We start from the raw sequence: 20,348 nt of genomic DNA, 5'->3' as shown, positions 1-20,348 counted from the left end.
CGTTTAAGTTATATTTGTATTAAAATATGACTTTTTATATGTTTTTAGTTTTATTGTGAAGAATTTAAAGTGTTAGTGATAAAATGGGCAGGAGGCAAGGTTATTTTATGAGAAAAGTAAGATTTATATATAATCCATATTCAGGGGAAAATAGTATAATAAATGAATTAGATAACGTTATAAAACTACATCAGGAAGTCGATTTAACAATTGTGCCGTATAGAATTAAAAGGGGAAGAAATTTAGAAGAAGCTTTGGATATAATAGATGAAACTTATAGTTATATCTTAGTAGCCGGTGGTGATGGGACTGTGGATTCTGTTGTAAATGCCATGAAGCATAGAAATATAAATCTACCTATAGGAATATTACCAGTTGGAACTGCAAATGATTTTGGAAAGTTTATTAGTATGCCACAAGATATACAAAAAGCTTGTAAAAAAATCTTAGATTCAAAGCCAATTCCGGTGGATATAGGAAAAATAAATGATAAGTATTTTATAAACGTTGCTAGTACAGGACTATTTACTGATGTTTCTCAAAAAACTGATGTCAATCTAAAAAATACCATAGGTAAACTAGCTTATTATTTAAAGGGAATTGAAGAATTGCCTAATTTTAGAAGACTTAAAATAAAGTTAACTTCTAAGGAATGTGATTATGATGGAGAAATGTATTTACTTTTAGTATTTAATGGTAAAACTGCTGGAAACTTTAATTTAGCTACACAAGCAGAAATTACAGATGGGAAATTGGATGTAATAATATTTAAAGCAATACCAATAATAGAATTATTACCATTATTTATAAAGCTATTAAAAGGAGAACATCTTGATTCAGATAAAGTTGTTTATTTTAAAACAGATAATGTTTATGTAGAATCTTCAGAAGACATTGTTACAGACATAGATGGCGAAAGAGGCCCTGACTTTCCATTAAGAGTTAAGTGTATCAAGGGTGGAATTGAAGTTTTAGGTATAAAATAATATAAATTATAATAAATATAAGTAACAGGAATATAGACGGGAGTGTAATTTGTGAACTTTGCATATTATGTGTTTTTGTTACTTATAATTTTTTTGTGCATTTTTACATTAAATAGGAATTTTAAAGAATCGCCAAAGAAAATAAAAATATATTTAACTATAGTAATTACATTATTTTTATTAAGACATGTAGCATTATTTTTATTATGCATACTTAAAAGTAGTAACTTAATATATTATTTAAAGTCAATAATATTTTTAAATCATATAGCAATACCTCTTATAATATTGGCTATAACATATGTGTATTTAAGAGCACAAAAGTTAAAATTTACTGGGAGTTATATTATAGCGATAGCAGTTACAATCATATACATTATAATAATGCATACATCAAAGGCAACTGTTCAAGTAAATTATTTATATGGATTTGTAATAAAATTAAATGAAGAAATAGAATTATTTTTATTTTCGTTAGTGTTACTTGGGATTCTACTTGTATTAAATGTAATTATATTGGATAGGCCATTTGCGAATAAGAAGGGAATATGGTTAATAATAATATCTATTTTAGTAGTAATGATTGAAGATGTAATTATTCTAGGTGGAATTAAAATTTTCCCTTATTCTGTAATAGGAGACTTTATATTTCTTATTATCATGAACATAGTACTTAATGGTTTTAAAAACTTAAGTACAAATAAAAAACTAAAATTATAGATAAATAACTTAAGATTTAGATTTATGCTATAAATTACCGAAAGTAAGGGGATTATTTTACTCGGTTGCTAGATAATTTGCCTATGGATTTCTAACAGTAGAAGTTGTTTCATTCTCTCATGCTCAAAAGGCAAGATTGTGACAAGCAAGAATAGAACAACTTCTACTTGAGAAATACCTACAGCCAAATTATCAACGCAGCACTACGTAAAATAATCCCCTTACTTTCTAGTATAGAATGCATTTTTTCAATTTAATATCCCCACAAAAGAGTACCATTTTCTTCTGGTTTAGAATATGTTCTAAAAGAATAAATCTAGTTAATAATTTGTTTACCTGTATAGCGTTCCGCAATGAGAATAGAGCTTGTTTTCAAAGGCCTGTTGCGCAAACATGTATCCAATTTCTCTGTTTGCGATATATTAAATTCTCAATGAGGAATCATATAAGGTTTTAAATTAATTTATAATCTTATTTTTTACTAGGTAATAGAACTATATAGTGTTATCATTCATATTTTGATAGTAGGCAGCTTAGTTATTAATTATGAGAAGATCTTAATATACTAAAAATATGGGAATAAAAGGGTGGGGTGACTATAGTGTTGAAAAATAAGATTAATTGGATTGAATGTGATTGTGGACCACATATTATTTTAGAAAAACGACTCTCTAAGTTCTGGGGAGGTATAGAAGATGTCTCACATAGCAGAACATATAATTTTCCTGAAATAGAATGTGATTATGATTGGGCATGTGAAATTGAAGGCTATGTTGGGAAGATTCAAATTGAAGATGGTGAAGGAATAGTAATAAGCGAAGATATATGTAAGAGTGCATGGATTCCATTAGACAATTCTGCTGATAGTGGAATATTGATAGTTGTTAATTATATGAATGAAAATATTGAAGATAGTATTATTATTGATAAAATAAGAGAAATTAATGAAAATGAATATACTAATCTGGATGTAACATTTACTACTAAAGAAGATACGTTATGTTTATTTGCAGCTACAGACAAAGGACCTAATTGGACTTATAAAGTTAATGAATTTAAGTTAAATGTTGGCTCATATAAAATTGATATGATAGAAAAATACAATTTTAATGGATGTAGCTTTAGGATTCATAGATTTACAAAAATTAAATAGGATGTATATAGATAAATAGCATGAGATTTAGCCTTATGAGGCAGCTTACCGAAAGTAAGGGTACTCTGGTTGCTCTATTGCTATAGAACATGGCTATGGATTTCTAACGGTAAGAGTTGCTCAATTCCTGCATGTTCCCCAGGCAAACTGGGTACAAGCAGGAATTGAACAACTTTTACTGAAGAAATACCTATAGCCATATTCTAAATGCAATGCTAGCAAAAGAGTACCCTTACTTTCTATGTTAGAATATATTTCAAAGTTTAAATCTAATTTATATTTTGTTTATTTATAGGAGGATGTGATACTTCATAATGATTACTAATCATTATGAAGTATTTAATATCTTTCTAAATGATAATGCGGTTAGTATTTTAGTTATATTGATATATAAATAAATAACATGGAATAATAAGATAGTCTATGCTATTTATAGTTATATAAAATAAATTAATTTATTAACTTATTATTAGTGTTATGTTTTTTTAATTACTTCTTCTTTTTGAAGTATTTTTATTAAAACTACTTTTGGCATTTTTTGAATTCTTATTTTGTTTAGTGTTTGAATTGTAATTAAACTCTTTGCTAGAATTTTTAGTTGAACCATTCTTTGAGTTACTATTAGATTTTTTATTAGAATGGTTATTAGTTGTACTTTCATTATTAGATGTTTTATTGTTTTTGTGTTTTCCTTGATATCCAAGTTTTGCTGGAGAATATCCAATAAGACAGTTTTTATCAGTACCTATTAAATCTTCTCTATGAGCTTTAATTAAAGCTTTCTTAACTTTTGGATAATTTTTTGGTACAGTAAATTGAATTAATGCTCTTTGCATGTCTTTTTCTTCCTGAGTTTTTGGAACATATACTGGCTCATTAGTAAGTGGATTGAATCCAGTATAATATATTGTAGTTGATAAACTGCCTGGTGTTGGATAAAAATCTTGTACTTGTTCTGGAGTATATCCCATTTCCTTAATATATAGTGCAAGATCTATGGCAGCATTTAAATCAGAACCAGGATGAGAAGACATTAAATAAGGAACTAAAAATTGTTTTTTGTCTAGTTTTTTATTAATTTGAAAATATTTATTAACAAATTTATCATATACTTCTCTTGTTGGTTTGCCCATTTGGTTTAAAACTCTTGGAACAACATGTTCTGGAGCAACTTTTAATTGTCCACTTATGTGATGTTCACATAGTTCTTTAAAAAATGCATCATTTTTATCATGTATTAAATAATCATATCTAATACCAGAACGTATAAATACTTTTTTTATTCCAGGCAATTTTCTAACTTTTTTTAATAATGAAAGATATTCAGTATGATCTATTATTAAATTCTTACAAGGCGCCGGGAACATGCATTGTTTTGCTTTACAAGTACCATGTTCTATTTGTTTTTTGCATGCTTTGTGTCTAAAGTTTGCAGTTGGGCCGCCAATGTCATGTATATATCCTTTAAAATCAGGTAAAGTGGTTAAAAGTTTTGCTTCGTCTATAATTGATTCTTGACCTCTATTTTGAATAACTCTTCCTTGGTGGAATGTTAAAGCACAGAAGGAACATGAACCAAAGCAGCCTCTGTGACTAGTTATTGAAAATTTAACTTCCTGTATTGCTGGAATTCCACCTTTAGCTTCATAAATTGGATGATATGTTCTTGTATAAGGTAAATCATATACAAGATCCATTTCTTCTTGAGTTAAATTTTCTTGAGGTGGATTTTGAACTAGGTATCTATCTCCGTGCTTTTGAATAATAGTTTTACCTATTATAGAATCTTGTTCATAGTATTCTAATTTGTAAGCTTCACCATAAGCTTTTTGATCAGTAGATACTTCTTCAAATGATGGAACTGTAACAGCATTTTTTATATTTGATATATCATGAGTTAAATAACAAGTTCCACGAACAGTTGTTATATTTTTGATGTTAGCTCCATATCTTAATAATTCAGCAATTTGAATTACTGTTTTTTCACCCATACCATACATTAATAAGTCAGCTTTTGAATCAACAAGAACACTTCTTCTAACTTTATTATCCCAATAATCATAGTGAGAAAATCTTCTTAAACTGGCTTCTATTCCACCAATTGCAATTGCTATATCTTTATATGCTTCTCTAATTCTATTGCAGTAAACTATAACAGCTCTGTCAGGTCTATGACCAGCTTCGCCACCAGGAGAGTATAAATCATCTCTTCTAGTTTTTTTGGCTGTTGTATAATGATTAACCATTGAGTCTATGTTACCTGAATTAACTAGGAATCCATATTTTGGCCTACCTAGTTTTTTAAAATCGTCACAATTATGCCAGTTAGGTTGAGCTATAACTCCAACAGTAAACCCTTGTGATTCAAGAGTTCTACCTATAATTGCAGTTCCAAAAGAAGGATGATCAACGTAAGCGTCACCAGAAACAATAATAAAATCTAATTGATCGATTTTTCTTTTTGCTAAATCTTCTTTACTAATAGGCAAAAATTCTTTACAAAGTTTCATATGTATGTAATCTCCAATTCTTTAAGTTTATTTAAACTATCAAAATGATTTAATATATAACTCTAATTAAAATTTACAATAATTAAATTATTAAATTTTAATAAATTCTGAAGGAATTTTATTTTTAAAGTACTAATTAAAAAGTATATATTCTAATGTATATTAACACAAGGATTGTGAGTTTACAAACATCAATATTATTTAGAGATGTAAAAAAATAGAGTATAAGACTTAGTTTATTTTACAATATAATTTTTGAATAAAATGAACTGGTAGATAGCTATAAAAAATAAGTGCAAATATTTTTTGTATAGTATTACATTAATTTAGATAAAAAGGTAAAGTGGTTAAAATCTTGTTGCCTTTTTACTTGTATGTAATATAATAAGTAAGGACAGTAATGAATTGGCTTAAGGCACATTCAAAAAAATAACAAGTCAATGTGTCTAATTATAAAATATAAATGATAATAGTTTTTAATAGAAAACACAATGATAAGGTGGTGCAAAAGATGGAGGACGGACCTCAGAATTCTAAAAGTCAGACGATAAAAATTAAATATTCAAAGAGAGAAGTCGTTTATCTGAAGTTAGGATCACAAGATAAAATAGACATTTAATTTTGATACTAAAACACTTATTCAGTATCAAAACAAGTCATGATTTAAATACAAGATTTAATTATGAGTTTGGTTAAATAATATCTAAATCTTAGTATTCATTTAAGGGATTTCTTTCTATAGTGAAGAGGAGGAACCTTTATAATGAAATTATCCATATTTCTATATACAAACATTTTAGGGAAAAAGGTTTATGATGAATTTGGTGATGTGTTAGGTATTTTAAGAGATATTTATGTAACTACAGAGGAAGGATATCCTAGGATAATTGGATATAAGCTTAAAAGAGAAGGAGTTACATTTCATTATGAATTTAGATATATAGAATTTGTAGAAAGAGATGGAAAGACAAAAATCAAAACAAGAGGAAGTAAAGAAATATTACCGATGAGATATAGTTATTTACTTTCAGAAAATTTGTTAGATAAAAAGATAGTTGATATAAATGGAAAACAAGTTGTACGAGTTAATGATTTAAGAATTGCCAGAATTGCTGGTGAATATAGGGTGATTGGGGTTGAAACAGGTCCGCTTGCTAGATATAGAAGATTAAAAATAGCATGGATTATGAAAATTATATATAAAATTTTAGGTAAAACTTTAGAAGATAAGATTTTAAGATGGGATGATGTTGAATCTTTAGAAATGATTGAAAATAATCTTAAGCTGAGTGTACCATATAAGAAATTATCGACTTTACATCCTGCAGATCTTGCAGATATATTGGAAAACTTAGATACGAATTTAAGAAAGAAAGTGTTGGAATCATTGGATGAAGATTTAGCAGCAGATACATTAGAAGAAATAGATTCAGAATATAAAGGTGCCATAATTAAAGAATTATCAGATAGTAAAGCTGTAGAAGTTTTAGAAAATATGCCTACCGATGAAATAGCTGATTTATTAGATGATCTAGATGAAGAAGAGAGAGAAAAGATATTGGTAAATCTGGAGAAAGAAGATGCAGATGAAGTTAAAGAACTTTTACAATATGAAGATGAAACTATTGGTAGCATAATGAGTAAAGAGTTCATATCTGTTAATTTAAATATTACAGTAGGCGATACCATAGAAATATTAAAAGAAATGAAGCCAGATGAAGAAGTAATGTATTATATATATATAACTGATGAGGAAGAACATCTTCAAGGGGTAGTACCTATACGAGATTTAATAATATGTGATACTGATAAGAAGATAAAAGAAATAATGGATGAAACAGTATCACATGTAAGTCATGATGATGAAATAAATGAAGTTGTAGAAATTATAGCAAAATATAGTTTGAATTCTGTTCCGGTAGTAGACGAAGAAGATAAATTAGTTGGAATAGTTATTATTCATGATTTAATAGATGAATTTTTATATCCATTATGGAAAAAGAAGAATTAGAATAGTCAACGCTTTTTTAAAAAATTAAAAAAAAGCGTTGACTTTTTTGGTCAATGGAATATAATATTAGTATAAAGTTTATCAAAACACTCAGAATTAAAAGCAGTGAAAAAGAAAGTAGCATAAAGGAAAGTTGACAGAGAGAAAAGGAAGCTGAGAACTTTTTATCATGAATTTATGTGAAGTGCCCTTTGGAGTTGAAATTTGAAAATTAAATATACGCAAAATAATAAATTACATTTTAGTATATGTTTGTGTTATATGAATTAGTAAAATTCTCCGGGTTCACCCGTTATAGTGATATAGCATATATTTTGTGCTTTAATTTGAGGGGGATTAAATTTTTAATCCAATTAGAGTGGAATCGCGGAAGTCACACTTCGTCTCTATATAGTTTATAGAAGATGGAGTTTTTTTGTTGCATAATATAAATATAAAATGAAAGTTAAGGGAGGAAAAACATATGATTTATAATAAAGCATTAGATTTGATAGGAAATACACCAATTTTAAAGGTTAATAATTTAATTAAGGATGAAAATATTGCAGATATATATGTTAAGTTAGAAAAATACAATCCAGGAGGAAGCGTTAAAGATAGAGCAGCTCTTGGTATGATAGAAACAGCTGAAAAACAAGGAATATTAAAGCCAGGATCAACAATAGTAGAACCAACAAGTGGAAATACAGGAATAGCACTTGCTTTTATAGGTAAGATAAAAGGGTATAAGGTTATAATTGTGATGCCAGAAACAATGAGTAAAGAAAGAAGAGATTTAATAAAAGCTTATGGTGCAGAGCTTGTTTTAACAGAAGGATCAAAAGGAATGAAGGGTGCTATAGAAAAGGCAGTTGAAATAGGAAGTGGAGAAGGATTTTTTATTCCACAACAATTTGAAAATATAGCTAATCCAGAAAAACATTTTGAAACAACAGCAGAGGAAATATATAAAGATATTCCAGATTTAGATGCATTTATAGCTGGTGTTGGAACTGGCGGAACTTTAATTGGTATATCTAAAAACTTGAAGAAAAAGAATACTAATATAAAGGCAATAGCAGTTGAGCCAGCAACATCGCCAGTTTTAAGTGGTGGAAATCCTGGAGGACATAAAATTCAAGGTATTGGTGCTGGATTTATTCCAGGAATTTATGAAAGTGATTATGTAGATGAAATTATAAAAGTAAAGGATGACGATGCATTTAATACAGCAAAAGCATTTTCGGAAGCAGAAGGTGTTTTAGTTGGAATATCATCAGGGGCATCATTATATGCAGCTATAGAAGTCGCTAAAAAGCTTGGAAAAGGAAAAAAAGTATTAGTTATAGCTCCAGATGGAGGAGAAAAATATATATCTATGGGTCTATATGATTAATTAATTCAGAAATAATTAATATTACAATGCATAATTTGTAGTTTCAATTAACTTTAAAAATTATGTTTAACAGTTAGTTGAATAAAATTATGCATTGCAAAATTTTAATTATTTTATTGAAATCATATGAAAAGGAGATAGAGCTGTGTTTAAAAGATTGAATTATGATTTAGAAAGAATTTTAAATGAGGATCCAGCAGCTAAAAGTAAGATAGAAGTATTACTATTGTATCCATGTATTCATGCTTTAATTGCGTATAGAATATCACACTTTTTTTATTTGCATAATAGATTTTTTTTGGCGAGATTAATTTCACAGCTATCAAGATTTTTTACAGGAATAGAAATTCATCCAGGGGCTACTATAGGTAATGGATTATTTATAGACCATGGAATGGGAGTTGTAATTGGAGAGACAACAGAAATTGGGGATAACGTAACTCTTTATCATGGAGTAACACTTGGTGGAACTGGAAAAGATACAGGCAAAAGGCATCCAACAATAAAAGATAATGTATTGATAGGTACAGGGGCTAAGGTACTTGGACCTATTACTATAGAGGAAGGTGCTAAGATTGGGGCTAATGCTGTAGTAGTAAAAGATGTACCAGCAAAGGCAACTGCAGTAGGTACCCAAGCTAAAAATATTGTAAGAACTAATCCAACTGCAACTATAATTGAAATAAGAGATATAAAAGGACAGAAAAAGAAAATATTTAATGATATGGTTATTTAAAAATAATCATGACATTTTGGATTTGTTATTTTCTTTCATATGGCTAATATAGTATTTGGTTAAAAATAATTCGCCAATTTAGATTTTATTTTATTGTAAATTAATTATCTTAAAATTTGTGAATGGTTGAATATTAAAGGTATAAAATTAAGTTATTTAGCTTATATTTTATACCTTTTTTATTAAGAAATATATTGCATCTTTATTAATATTTTATTACAATATTTACAATTTATTGTAATAAGTAATGTAATAAGATTAGCGAATCAAGATTTTGAGTGGGGTAAATTGGATTTTGATCGTTAAATAGTAAGGAATATTAAGAATTGCATAGGTATGGGAAAAAATATATAATGTATATATTATTGTTTATAAGGAAGGTGGAAAAGAATGTTATCCCCAGTTGTAGTAAACATTATAAAACTACTACCAGAAGGTTTAGTTATAAAGGTAGCAAACAGAATAGTTGATGGATATATAAAGAAATATGCAAACCTAACAGTGAATGGCATAGAAAATATAGATGAAGTTAAGAAACCGAGAATATTTGTTTGTAATCATTTAAGTAATTCAGATGGATTGGTTTTAGAAAGAGTACTAAAAGAAAAAAGTGATCCATATTTTATAGCGGGAGTGAAATTATCTGATGATCCAATAACAAGTTTAGGAACTAAAATAGTTAAAAATATACCTATTAAACCTAGTTCAGCTGATAAAGATGCTATTACTAAAGTAGTTAAAACACTTAAAGGCGGAAATGATATTTTAATATTCCCAGAAGGAACTAGAAGTAGAACTGGTCAAATGATAGAGGGTAAAAAAGGTATATTATTATTTGCAAGGATGGCAAAGGCAGAAATAATACCAATTGGTATGTCTGGAACAGATAAACTATTGCCTATAAGTAAAGATGGTAATATGGGATCGGAAAAATGGCAAAATTCAGATGTGACTATAAATATAGGAAAAAAAGTTGAATTTCCACCTAGGGAAAAACAAGAAGATAGACATGAATATGAAGATAAATGCATGGATATACTAATGAGAAGTATAGCGAAACTCTTACCTGAAAATTACAGAGGAGTTTATAAATAAGGAGTTTTAAAAGCATATGAAAGCAAGGACGAAGAAAATCATAGAGATTTTAAAAGAAACGTATCCTGATGCAAAGTGTGAGTTGAATTATAAAACACCGCTTCAATTACTTGTTGCCACAATACTATCAGCTCAAACAACTGATAAAAAAGTAAATGAAGTTACAGAAAGCTTATTTAAAGATTATCCAGATTTAGATGCATTTTTAACATTGGCTAACGACGAACTTGAAGAAAGAATAAGGCAGATAGGATTATATAGAAATAAATCTAAAAATTTAATACTTATGTTTAGACAATTAAAAGAAAAATTTAATGGAGAAGTTCCACAGACTATGGAAGGAATAACTTCACTAGCAGGAGCAGGAAGAAAAACAGCAAATGTGGTTTTGTCAAATGCTTTTGGAGTACCATCTATTGCAGTAGATACACATGTATTCAGAGTTTCTAATAGATTAGATTTAGCTAATTCAGATAATGTTTTAGAAGTTGAAAAACAATTACAAAAAGAAATTCCTAAAAAGGAATGGACGTTAATGCATCATCTTTTAATTTTTCATGGAAGAAGATGTTGTATTGCGAGAAAACCAAAATGTAAAGAATGTCCATTAAGTGATGTATGTAAGTATGACAATAAAATATATTAAAAATATACATTAAAGAATTTTGAAAATAACATTTTACAGAATAGATGAATTGTATATTTATTATTTATAAATAAATAATCTACAAATTAAATTTGAATTTTGAAGTATAGTTCCATTTCTTTTAGTAAGTTACCACATAAGTCTAAATTTCATTTTCATAAACGAAAAGAACCACTATTAATAATATTTATAAGTTTAGTGGTTCTTTTATTTTTATATAAAAATTATTATAATTTATATATGGAATTAGGATTAAAGCATCTTAAAAAGATAATAAGTCAAATTGATAATGACTTTAAAATGAGTATTCATAAAATATTTGGAGGTTAATTATGAAAGTCGGAGTTATAATGGGCGGTATTTCATCAGAAAGAGAAATATCATTAAAAAGTGGGAATTCAATATTAGAGAATATAAATAAGGAAAAATATGAAATAGTACCTATAGTTATAGATAAAAAAGAAGATATAGTCAATAAAGTTAATGGCATAGATTTTGCACTTTTGGCATTGCATGGACAATTTGGAGAAGATGGTACGGTGCAAGCAGTTCTTCAAACATTAGGGATTCCATATTCAGGATGTGGTCCATTAAGTAGTGGAATGTGCATGGATAAGGATGTAACAAAATCTATTTTACAAGCTGCTAACATTAGAACTGCACCTTGGATAAATCTAAACAAAGATGATGAAATTAATTTTGATCAAATAAATAACTTAGGATATCCAGTAGTAGTTAAGCCAACTCATGGAGGATCAAGTGTAGCTACATTTGTTGTAAAAGAAGAAAAAGATATTAAAAATTGTATTGAAGAAGCATTTAAATGGGATAATGAAGTTATGATAGAAAAGTTCATAAAAGGTGATGAAATAACTTGCCCTGTTTATGGAGATAAAATGCTTCCAGTTATTGCAATAAAGCCGAAGTCAGAATTCTTTGATTTTGCTTCAAAATATGAAGATGGTGGAGCGGAAGAAATAGTTGTAGAGTTAGAGAAAAATCTACACGTAGAAGTTGAAAAAATGGCATTAGCAACATATAGAGCGCTAAAGTGTCAAGTATATTCTAGAGTTGATATGATTGTTACACAAGAAGGTATTCCTTATATTTTAGAAGTGAATACATTACCAGGAATGACTAAAAATAGCTTGATTCCTAAAAGTGCAGCAGCAATAAATATAGGATTTGCTGAATTAATAGACATGATCATAGAAGATTCAATGAAAATAGAAAGATAGGATTACACTTAATCTGAAGGTATTGTTAAAATTAAAGTTTTGCAATACCTTACCGAAATTAACCACATATTTGTTCCATAGGACTAAGAAAATTTCGATGGGAACATCTAAATGTTAGGTTGTACCAACTTCAGTTTGCTCGAAATATAAAATTTGCACAAACTAAAGTTCAAAAACCTGACATTAAGATGTCTAAGCAGCTTATTTTCAATGTCTATTTCACAAATATGTGGTTAATTTCTCTGTTTATATATTCATCCATAATATTGATTGTTTTTAATATATTTAAAGTTTTTAACATTTCGGTTGTTATCATGAAACTTTGAGTATTTCACAATACCTGTAAAGAATATTAATAATTATAGGTACTTTTTTGAGATTAAATTAATATTTATAGTAGAGAAGTATTTTTTATTTGGAGGAAATATGCAGGATAAAAATTCTAAAAGTCTTTTTGGAATAGACATAAATGAATATACTACGAATGTACAATTTGATGTACTAGCTGGCAAATTAGATTTTTTATATTTAAGAGCATCTGGATCAGGATCGGGAACATTTAGAATTGATAAAAAATTTATACAACATGCAGCAGATAGTAGAAAGTATGGAATACCAGTTGGTGCATATCATTTTGCAGTTCCATCTTATGATTTAACAGATGCAGATAGACAATGCGATGATTTTATAGTTACGCTGCAAAGAGGATTTGGGGATAAGGATTATGGTGATTTATTTCCGGTACTAGATGTAGAGGTTCCTGTAGATAAATCTATAAGTACAAAAACATTAATAAATTGGATTGACAGATTTAGAAAAAGATTTGAGAAGAAAACTAGAAGAAGATTGATGCTATATACTGGGCTGTTTTTTATAGAATTATATAATAATTTCTATATTGAGGGAAGAGGATATCCATTAAAAAATATGATACTATGGATAGCTATGTATACTAGTGTGCCTATTAATCCAATAGTTCCACCTAATATAGGAGGATGGACTAGATGGAGAATTTGGCAATATAGTGAAGCTCAAGTAATTGAAGGGGTTGGAAATCCGGTTGATGCGAATTGGGGACCTAATAATATAGACTTATTAACACAACCACGTACAGTTACTGGACTTAATGCGAGTTTTCAAGGTGGTAACATAAATGTATCTTGGAACCCTAATCAGGATATAGATTTATTAGGATATAATATTTTTGTAAATAATGAATGGGTAGGAACTGTGGATGAAAAAGCAACAAATTATGTTATAAAAAAGAACGATATCAAGGTTCAAAAAAATGTTCCTGTAGTAGTAAGTATTGAAGCTTTTGATTATGATGGAGAAACTTCAAAAACTAGAGCAAAAGTAACTTTATAAAATAAAATTCAACTTATATTTCAATTGATATATGATAATATTACTACCATATATCAATTGGGATATGTTATAATGTTAACAATAATAACAATTTTACATTATTGTAAATTGTTATAGTATATGAAAAAAATTGGTGAGTTTATAATGTGATGTATGTTTTTTGTAAAAAGGGCTGTATATTTGTCTCATAGGACGCTATTAGATTAATATGCTTACTAAGTATGACAAAAAATAGACTAACATGCAGACTTATTATTTTTTTGAGTATGCGTTAATAACGTATCTAAAAATTAAATATAGAATTAGATTCCTCGAAAGGAGAATATTGATTGGTGAACAGTAATGGAAAAAGAATACGTACATCTAAGCCTGTCAAATATAAAATGCAAAGAAACACTATGCTTGGAATGATTGGACTAGCAGTTGTTTTGGCTGGTGCGTTGTATGCATATTCATTATCTATAAAAGAGACAGTTAATAAGTGGGAAGGAAAGATATATCCTGGGGTAACTGTACAAGATGTAGATATTGGAGGTATGACTAAAGAACAGGCTAAAGATAAGCTTGCTGAAACATTTAATGGAGCTATTGGCGATAAAAAATTACATATATCAGTAGAAGACAAACAATTTGAACTTATTTATTCTAATATAATGCCAAGCTATGATATAGATGGAACAGTTAATGAAGCTTATCAATTTGGAAAAGATGATGGGTATTTTAAGAAGTATATCGACATAAAAAGAGGAGAATTTAAGAAGCATCAGGTGAAATTAAATTTCCTTTATGATGAAGAAAAATTAAAAGTATATGAAGAGAAATTACAAAAAGATATTACACAATCAGCTAAGGATGCTACTTTAAGCATAGATGGAAATAATATAACTGTTAACTCAGAAGTAGATGGAAAAACAATAGATTTAGATGCGTTAGATCAAAAATTAAAAGAAGCTATAAATGGGGAAATTAGTGATAATGATGCAGTTGCATTAGATGTTGAAACAACAAAGCCAAAAGTAACTAAAGAAGATTTAGCAAAAGTTAAGGGATTGATTGGAACTTTTTCAACTAATTATAGTTCCTCAGCGCCAGGTCGATGTAATAATATAGAATTAGCAACTGCAGCAGTAAATGGAACAGTTGTTATGCCTGGAGAAACATTTAGTTTTAATGATGTGGTAGGACCTAGAACAGTTGAAAGAGGATATAAAGAGGCTGGAACTTACGTAGGTAATAAGGTTGAACCAGGAATTGGTGGAGGTATCTGTCAAGTATCTACAACTCTTTATAGGGCAGTTATGAAATCGAATTTGAGATCTGTTGAAAGAACAAATCACTCAATGTCAGTTGGATATGCTAAACCAGGGTTAGATGCAACAGTTTCTTATGGGTATTTAGATTATAAATTTAAAAATACGTATGATTTTCCAATTTATATTCAGGGTATCACTCAGGACAAAAATGTAACTTATAATGTATATGGTGATCCAAGTGAATTAAATGGGAAAACATATGATATGGTAAGTGAAATACTTGAAACTATTCCTCCGCAATCTAAAGTGGTTGATGATAGTACTCTGCCAGTTGGACAAGAAATATCTGAAGGTGGTGGTACTACTGGTTATAGAGCAAGATCATACCAGGTGACTTATGAAAATGGAGTTGAAGTAAATAAAGAAGTTATATCAAATGATACTTATGCAAGTGTTGATGTAACTGTTAGAAAAGGAACTGCTCAGCCAGAGCCAACTACTGATAATACAACAACTCAAACACCAGAAATGCCTCAAGATACTACAGCTCCTTCACCCCCTGCGGCTGATGAAGCAAAACCAAAACAATAATTTATAAAAGCATATCTTCTTTATGATTTAACGAAGGTATGTTTTTATTTATATACTATTTATGCACATTTAAATAAATAACAAGTCACGTTGCTAGAATATTTTCACGTGCCTTATACATAATTTTGACTTGTTATGAACCGTATAGTATAATTTTTAAATAAGGCACATGAAAGAAAATAATCATGTCAGATGGACTTGTTATTTATTTTCATGTGCCTAAACAAAGGTTAATTTTGTATAAATAAGAGAAGGTGAAAATTTGAATTTAAACATAGTATTGTATCAACCAGAGATACCTCAAAATACAGGAAATATTGCTAGAACTTGTGTTCTTACAAATAGTAAATTACACTTAATAAAGCCATTAGGTTTCGATATAAGTGAAAAGCAAGTGAGAAGAGCAGGTTTAGATTATTGGAAGGACTTAGAAATGGAAGTACATGAAAGTTATGAAGCGTTCATGGAAAAGTATGGTGATAAGAGAATTTTCTTATCAACTACTCATGAAGGAACACATTATGATGAAATTTCCTTTGAAGAAGGTGATTTTATAATGTTTGGAAGAGAGTCTTGCGGTGTTCCTGAAGAAGTTCATAAAAGACTTAATGGACTTAGAGTACCTATGATAAAATCTAGTGCTAGAAGTTTAAATTTATCCAATACTGTAGCTATAGTAGCTTATGAAGCTTTAAGGCAATTAGGATTTCCGAATATGAAATAATTGAAGAGGAATGAAGATGAATGGAAAAGATAAAAATCATTACTGATAGCACTGCAGATTTATCAAATGATATATACAATAAATATGATATAGAGGTTTTACCATTACTAATAAACTTTGAAGAAAAAAGTTATTTAGATGGGGTTGAAATAAATCCTAAGATGGTATTTGAGAAGATAGAAAAGGAAGGTATATTACCAACTACAGCTCAAGTAATTCCAAATAGGTTTATGGAATCATATAAGAAATATTTAGATGAAGGATATAAAATTATCTCAATTCATATGTCATCTGCAATGAGTGGAACTTATCAATCAGCATGCATAGCAAAGGAAATGCTAGAAAGTAATGATATAGTAGTTATCGATTCTCAAAATGTTACAGCGGCATTAGGTATATTGGTATTAAAGGCTGCTAAGCTTAGGGATAAAGGATACGATATAATTCAGATAGAAAACGAATTAAACAATATTAAGAAAAATGTTAAGCTTTCAGTTTGTTTTGAATCCTTAGAATACCTTGTTAGAGGTGGAAGAATTTCGAAAACAGCTGGAATTGTGGGCGGAATACTTGGAATTAAACTAGTGCTAGATATAAAAGATGGGCTTATGTCTGTAAAAGATAAAATTAGAGGTACGAAAAAAGCGATTAATAAAATTATTGATGATTTAGAAAATTCTAATCTAGATGAAGATGTTCCGGTTATATTAATTGATGTAGACAATGTTGAGATCAAAGAAGCGCTTAAAAAATATATGATTGAAAATAATGTTGATTTTATTGAATGTTCAGTTGGATCAACAGTTAGTATACATTCGGGACCACATTGCTGTGGATTAGTATTTTTAACAAAATAATAAACAGTTATATCATAGAACATATTGTATTGTTTTAAAATATATTAATAAAATTAAATTAGTTAATTTTATTAATATATTTTTTTATTTGTTTGCTGTTTTATTAAGTCTATATTAGGAATAAAGAGGGAAATAGAATAATATAAATAATTAAAGTGTATGGCATACTTGCCATTATGGACAATAAAAGGTTATACTATATAAAAGAAATACAGTAAATAATTAGAATTGTGAATACGTTTAACTATGATATTTTAAAGAAGTATACAAGATGATATAAGGGGGATATTTATGAATTTAGATTATAGAATGAAGATGACTCAAGAGCAGAGAATGGTGTTAACTCAAAATATGCAGCAATCTATAAAACTTTTGCAAATGTCTCTTCATGATTTAAGAGAATACATTGATAACGAATATTCAGAAAATCCAATTCTAGAGGTAAATGAGGAATCATATGACGACACTCAAGTTAATAGTGAAATGCAAATGGAAGAAAGATACGATTATAAAAAAATAGTAGAAGAATTATATTCGGATAATTATTGTGATAAGTCTGAAAAAAGTTACTTTAGAGATGAGGATGAAACATCGCCACTAAATTTTATAGAAAAAAAGAAATCGTTGAAAGAATATTTATATGAACAACTAGTGGAGATCGATTGTGATCCATATACAATAAGCATATCTAAATACATTATAGAATCCTTAGATTCTAGAGGATATTTAGAGTTATCTATAGAGGAATTTTCTAAGGAACTAGGTATTCCTAATGAAGATATAGAGAAAGCTTTAAAAGTGGTACAATCATTAGAACCATATGGAATAGGGTCTAGAAATATACAAGAATGTTTGTTTATTCAGAGTCTAAAATTAAATATTTTAGATGATATTATAGAAAAAATGATTTCAAATCATTTAGAAAATATTGCAGAAAATAAATATGATTTAATTGGAAAGGATCTTAATATTTCGCCAAGAGAAGCTCAAAGATATGGGGATTTAATTAAGAGTTTAGAACCTAAACCATCAAGAGGATTTTTTACAGGTGAAGAGGTGAATTATATTATACCTGATGCTGAAATTAAAAATATTGATGGTGAATTTTTTATAATGATGAATGAAAGTGTATTACCTAAACTTGTAATAAACAAAATGTACAAACAGGTCTTGGAAAATGATAAAGATTCAGAAACAAACACTTATGTTAAGGAGAAGATTAATAAAGCATTGTTCCTTATAAAGTCGATAGAACAAAGAAAAAATACATTATATAAAGTTTTAGAATGTGTTTTAGAGAGGCAGAATGAATTTTTTAAGAATGGTAAGCAATATATAAAACCTTTAACATTAAAAGAAATAGCAGATAAAATTAAAGTTCATGAGTCAACTGTGAGTAGAGCAATTAAAGATAAATATGTATTAACGAGTTATGGCACCATAAAAATAAAAGATTTATTTGCAACTGGAATATCATCAAATAATCAAGAAGATATGTCAACAATAAAAATAAAAAATTTATTAAAGAAAATAGTTGAACAGGAAAATAAAGAAAAGCCTCTTTCAGATCAAGCAATAAGTAATATGTTAACTGAAAGCAATATGAAAATTTCGCGTAGAACAGTAGCAAAATATAGAGAGGAATTAGGAATTAAATCTTCTTCTATGAGAAAAAGATTATAATAATATTAAAAAAATGCATACTAATAATTGATGAATGAAATAAGTGTAGAAGTTTATTTATTAATTATTAATTATGCATTTTTTTATAGCAATAATCCAAGATATTTAAGATTGTGTAACAGTACTTGTGAGCAAATAAATTTATTATACCTTAAAATTATATTTACAATAAATGATACTATTATATAATATTTCTTTCATAGTAAAAAAAATAATTTATTTAATATTTAAACTTTTTTTGGAATATTATAAAAAAAGTTTTGCTAAAGGGTTTAAAAATTTATCAAGGTGTTTTATAATAATACATGTGGGACACAATGAAATATGATGGGACAGTTGAAGACCAAGGGAGTGTTTGAGTTGCAGGAAATATTAGAATTACAAAGGAAAATAGTTCCTGAGCTTGTAAATACATTAGATAAAAGGTATAACATACTTTTAACAATCTATCACAATCAACCTATTGGGAGAAGAGTATTATCTGATAAGTTAAATATCGGAGAAAGAAGTGTTAGAACTGAAATAGGTTTTTTAAAGGATCAAGGTTTAATTGATATAAATACTGCAGGTATGACAGTTACAAGTGATGGAGTAGAACTTATAATAAAATTAAAAGATTTTATACATGAAATAAAGGGACTTTCCCATATGGAAGAAAAAATAAAATCTTTACTTAATTTAAAAAAAGTAATTATAGTCCCAGGGGATGTGGAAGAAAATTCATTAGTCTTAAAAGACTTAGGAAAAGCATGTGCTAATTATGTTAAAGATGTTTTAGAAGATAATTCTATTGTAGCATTAACAGGTGGCAGCACATTAAAAGAAGTAGTAGAAGCATTTCCCAAAATAACAAATTTGTCTAACATACAAGTAGTACCAGCAAGAGGTGGAATGGGAAAGAAAGTTGAAACCCAAGCTAATACATTAGCAGCAACCTTAGCTAAAAAGTTAAATGGTACTTATAAAATGCTTCATATCTCAGAAAATTTAAGCTTAGATATAGTAGATACTTTGCTTAAAGAAGAAGCTGTTAAAGCTGTTATTGATGCTATTCATAAAGCAGATGTTCTAATGTATGGTATAGGTAATGCAGTGCAGATGGCTAGAAAAAGAGGAGTTCCGGAGAAAGAAATAGATAACTTAATAAATAACGGAGCTGTAGGAGAAGCATTTGGATGTTACTTTAGTAGAGACTCAAAAATAATCTCAGAAGCTACCACAATTGGAATTAAAATTAATGAAGCAAAAAAAATCAAGACACATATTGCAGTAGCAGGTGGGAAAAATAAAGTAGAGTCGATTATAGCAACTGAATTTAATGATTTCACTGGTGTACTGGTTACCGATGAAGCGGCAGCTAATGGTATACTAGATATATTAGAAAATCGAATTCAGTAATTAA

At 28.3% G+C, this 20,348-nt stretch carries 16 protein-coding genes and 1 other annotated feature; of the genes, 15 read left to right on the top strand and 1 reads right to left on the bottom strand.

What is annotated here, in order from left to right:
* The first annotated feature begins 107 nt into the window (after window positions 1-107).
* The 3 genes from CLSA_RS19520 (at window position 108) to CLSA_RS19510 (ending at window position 2,859) form a co-directional block, all read left to right on the top strand.
* The gene (locus CLSA_RS19520) at window positions 108-986 is read left to right on the top strand and encodes a YegS/Rv2252/BmrU family lipid kinase (protein WP_022749612.1); all 879 of its coding nucleotides are present in this window, start codon (window positions 108-110) and stop codon (window positions 984-986) included.
* Between the two features lie 51 nt (window positions 987-1,037).
* Complete coding sequence (locus tag CLSA_RS19515) at window positions 1,038-1,706, top strand: hypothetical protein (RefSeq protein WP_022749608.1); 669 nt, start codon at window positions 1,038-1,040, stop codon at window positions 1,704-1,706.
* A gap of 601 nt (window positions 1,707-2,307) precedes the next feature.
* Complete coding sequence (locus CLSA_RS19510) at window positions 2,308-2,859, top strand: Imm21 family immunity protein (RefSeq protein ID WP_041716383.1); 552 nt, start codon at window positions 2,308-2,310, stop codon at window positions 2,857-2,859.
* 485 nt (window positions 2,860-3,344) lie between these two features.
* On the opposite strand, the gene CLSA_RS19505 is transcribed toward CLSA_RS19510, so the two are convergent.
* The gene (locus CLSA_RS19505; RefSeq protein WP_022749600.1) at window positions 3,345-5,369 is read right to left on the bottom strand and encodes a YgiQ family radical SAM protein; all 2,025 of its coding nucleotides are present in this window, start codon (window positions 5,367-5,369) and stop codon (window positions 3,345-3,347) included.
* 763 nt (window positions 5,370-6,132) lie between these two features.
* Between CLSA_RS19505 and CLSA_RS19500 the strand changes: the two genes are divergently transcribed.
* The 12 genes from CLSA_RS19500 (at window position 6,133) to CLSA_RS19445 (ending at window position 20,344) form a co-directional block, all read left to right on the top strand.
* Window positions 6,133-7,380, top strand: coding sequence for a magnesium transporter MgtE N-terminal domain-containing protein (locus CLSA_RS19500; protein WP_022749596.1), 1,248 nt, complete (start codon window positions 6,133-6,135; stop codon window positions 7,378-7,380).
* A 96-nt stretch (window positions 7,381-7,476) separates the two neighbouring features.
* Window positions 7,477-7,771 (top strand) — a binding site (T-box leader).
* A 72-nt stretch (window positions 7,772-7,843) separates the two neighbouring features.
* A complete protein-coding gene (gene cysK, locus CLSA_RS19495) occupies window positions 7,844-8,755 on the top strand; it encodes a cysteine synthase A (RefSeq protein ID WP_022749592.1) in 912 nt (303 codons plus the stop codon).
* A 145-nt stretch (window positions 8,756-8,900) separates the two neighbouring features.
* Window positions 8,901-9,491, top strand: a complete 591-nt coding sequence (epsC, locus tag CLSA_RS19490; RefSeq protein WP_022749588.1) for a serine O-acetyltransferase EpsC — start codon at window positions 8,901-8,903, stop codon at window positions 9,489-9,491.
* A 390-nt stretch (window positions 9,492-9,881) separates the two neighbouring features.
* The gene (locus CLSA_RS19485) at window positions 9,882-10,586 is read left to right on the top strand and encodes a lysophospholipid acyltransferase family protein (RefSeq protein ID WP_022749584.1); all 705 of its coding nucleotides are present in this window, start codon (window positions 9,882-9,884) and stop codon (window positions 10,584-10,586) included.
* Window positions 10,587-10,602: 16 nt separating this feature from the next.
* Window positions 10,603-11,232: an endonuclease III gene (gene nth, locus CLSA_RS19480; protein ID WP_022749583.1), complete on the top strand. Its 630-nt coding sequence runs from the start codon at window positions 10,603-10,605 to the stop codon at window positions 11,230-11,232.
* A gap of 332 nt (window positions 11,233-11,564) precedes the next feature.
* Entirely contained in the window at window positions 11,565-12,470 is a 906-nt protein-coding gene (locus CLSA_RS19475; RefSeq protein ID WP_022749575.1) for a D-alanine--D-alanine ligase, read from the top strand.
* A 426-nt stretch (window positions 12,471-12,896) separates the two neighbouring features.
* On the top strand, window positions 12,897-13,838 hold the full coding sequence (locus CLSA_RS19470; protein ID WP_022749571.1) for a glycoside hydrolase family 25 protein: 942 nt from the start codon (window positions 12,897-12,899) through the stop codon (window positions 13,836-13,838).
* Window positions 13,839-14,167: 329 nt separating this feature from the next.
* The gene (locus CLSA_RS19465) at window positions 14,168-15,682 is read left to right on the top strand and encodes a VanW family protein (protein WP_052334816.1); all 1,515 of its coding nucleotides are present in this window, start codon (window positions 14,168-14,170) and stop codon (window positions 15,680-15,682) included.
* A gap of 262 nt (window positions 15,683-15,944) precedes the next feature.
* On the top strand, window positions 15,945-16,406 hold the full coding sequence (locus CLSA_RS19460) for a tRNA (cytidine(34)-2'-O)-methyltransferase (protein ID WP_022749562.1): 462 nt from the start codon (window positions 15,945-15,947) through the stop codon (window positions 16,404-16,406).
* Between the two features lie 20 nt (window positions 16,407-16,426).
* Complete coding sequence (locus CLSA_RS19455; RefSeq protein ID WP_022749559.1) at window positions 16,427-17,263, top strand: DegV family protein; 837 nt, start codon at window positions 16,427-16,429, stop codon at window positions 17,261-17,263.
* Between the two features lie 291 nt (window positions 17,264-17,554).
* Window positions 17,555-18,946, top strand: a complete 1,392-nt coding sequence (gene rpoN, locus CLSA_RS19450; RefSeq protein WP_022749556.1) for an RNA polymerase factor sigma-54 — start codon at window positions 17,555-17,557, stop codon at window positions 18,944-18,946.
* A gap of 327 nt (window positions 18,947-19,273) precedes the next feature.
* Entirely contained in the window at window positions 19,274-20,344 is a 1,071-nt protein-coding gene (locus CLSA_RS19445) for a sugar-binding transcriptional regulator (protein ID WP_077393856.1), read from the top strand.
* Window positions 20,345-20,348 lie beyond the last annotated feature (4 nt).

This window comes from Clostridium saccharobutylicum DSM 13864, from assembly GCF_000473995.1.
GTDB classification, from domain to species: Bacteria; Bacillota; Clostridia; order Clostridiales; family Clostridiaceae; genus Clostridium; species Clostridium saccharobutylicum.
This window is presented reverse-complemented; position numbering and strand designations above follow the sequence as displayed.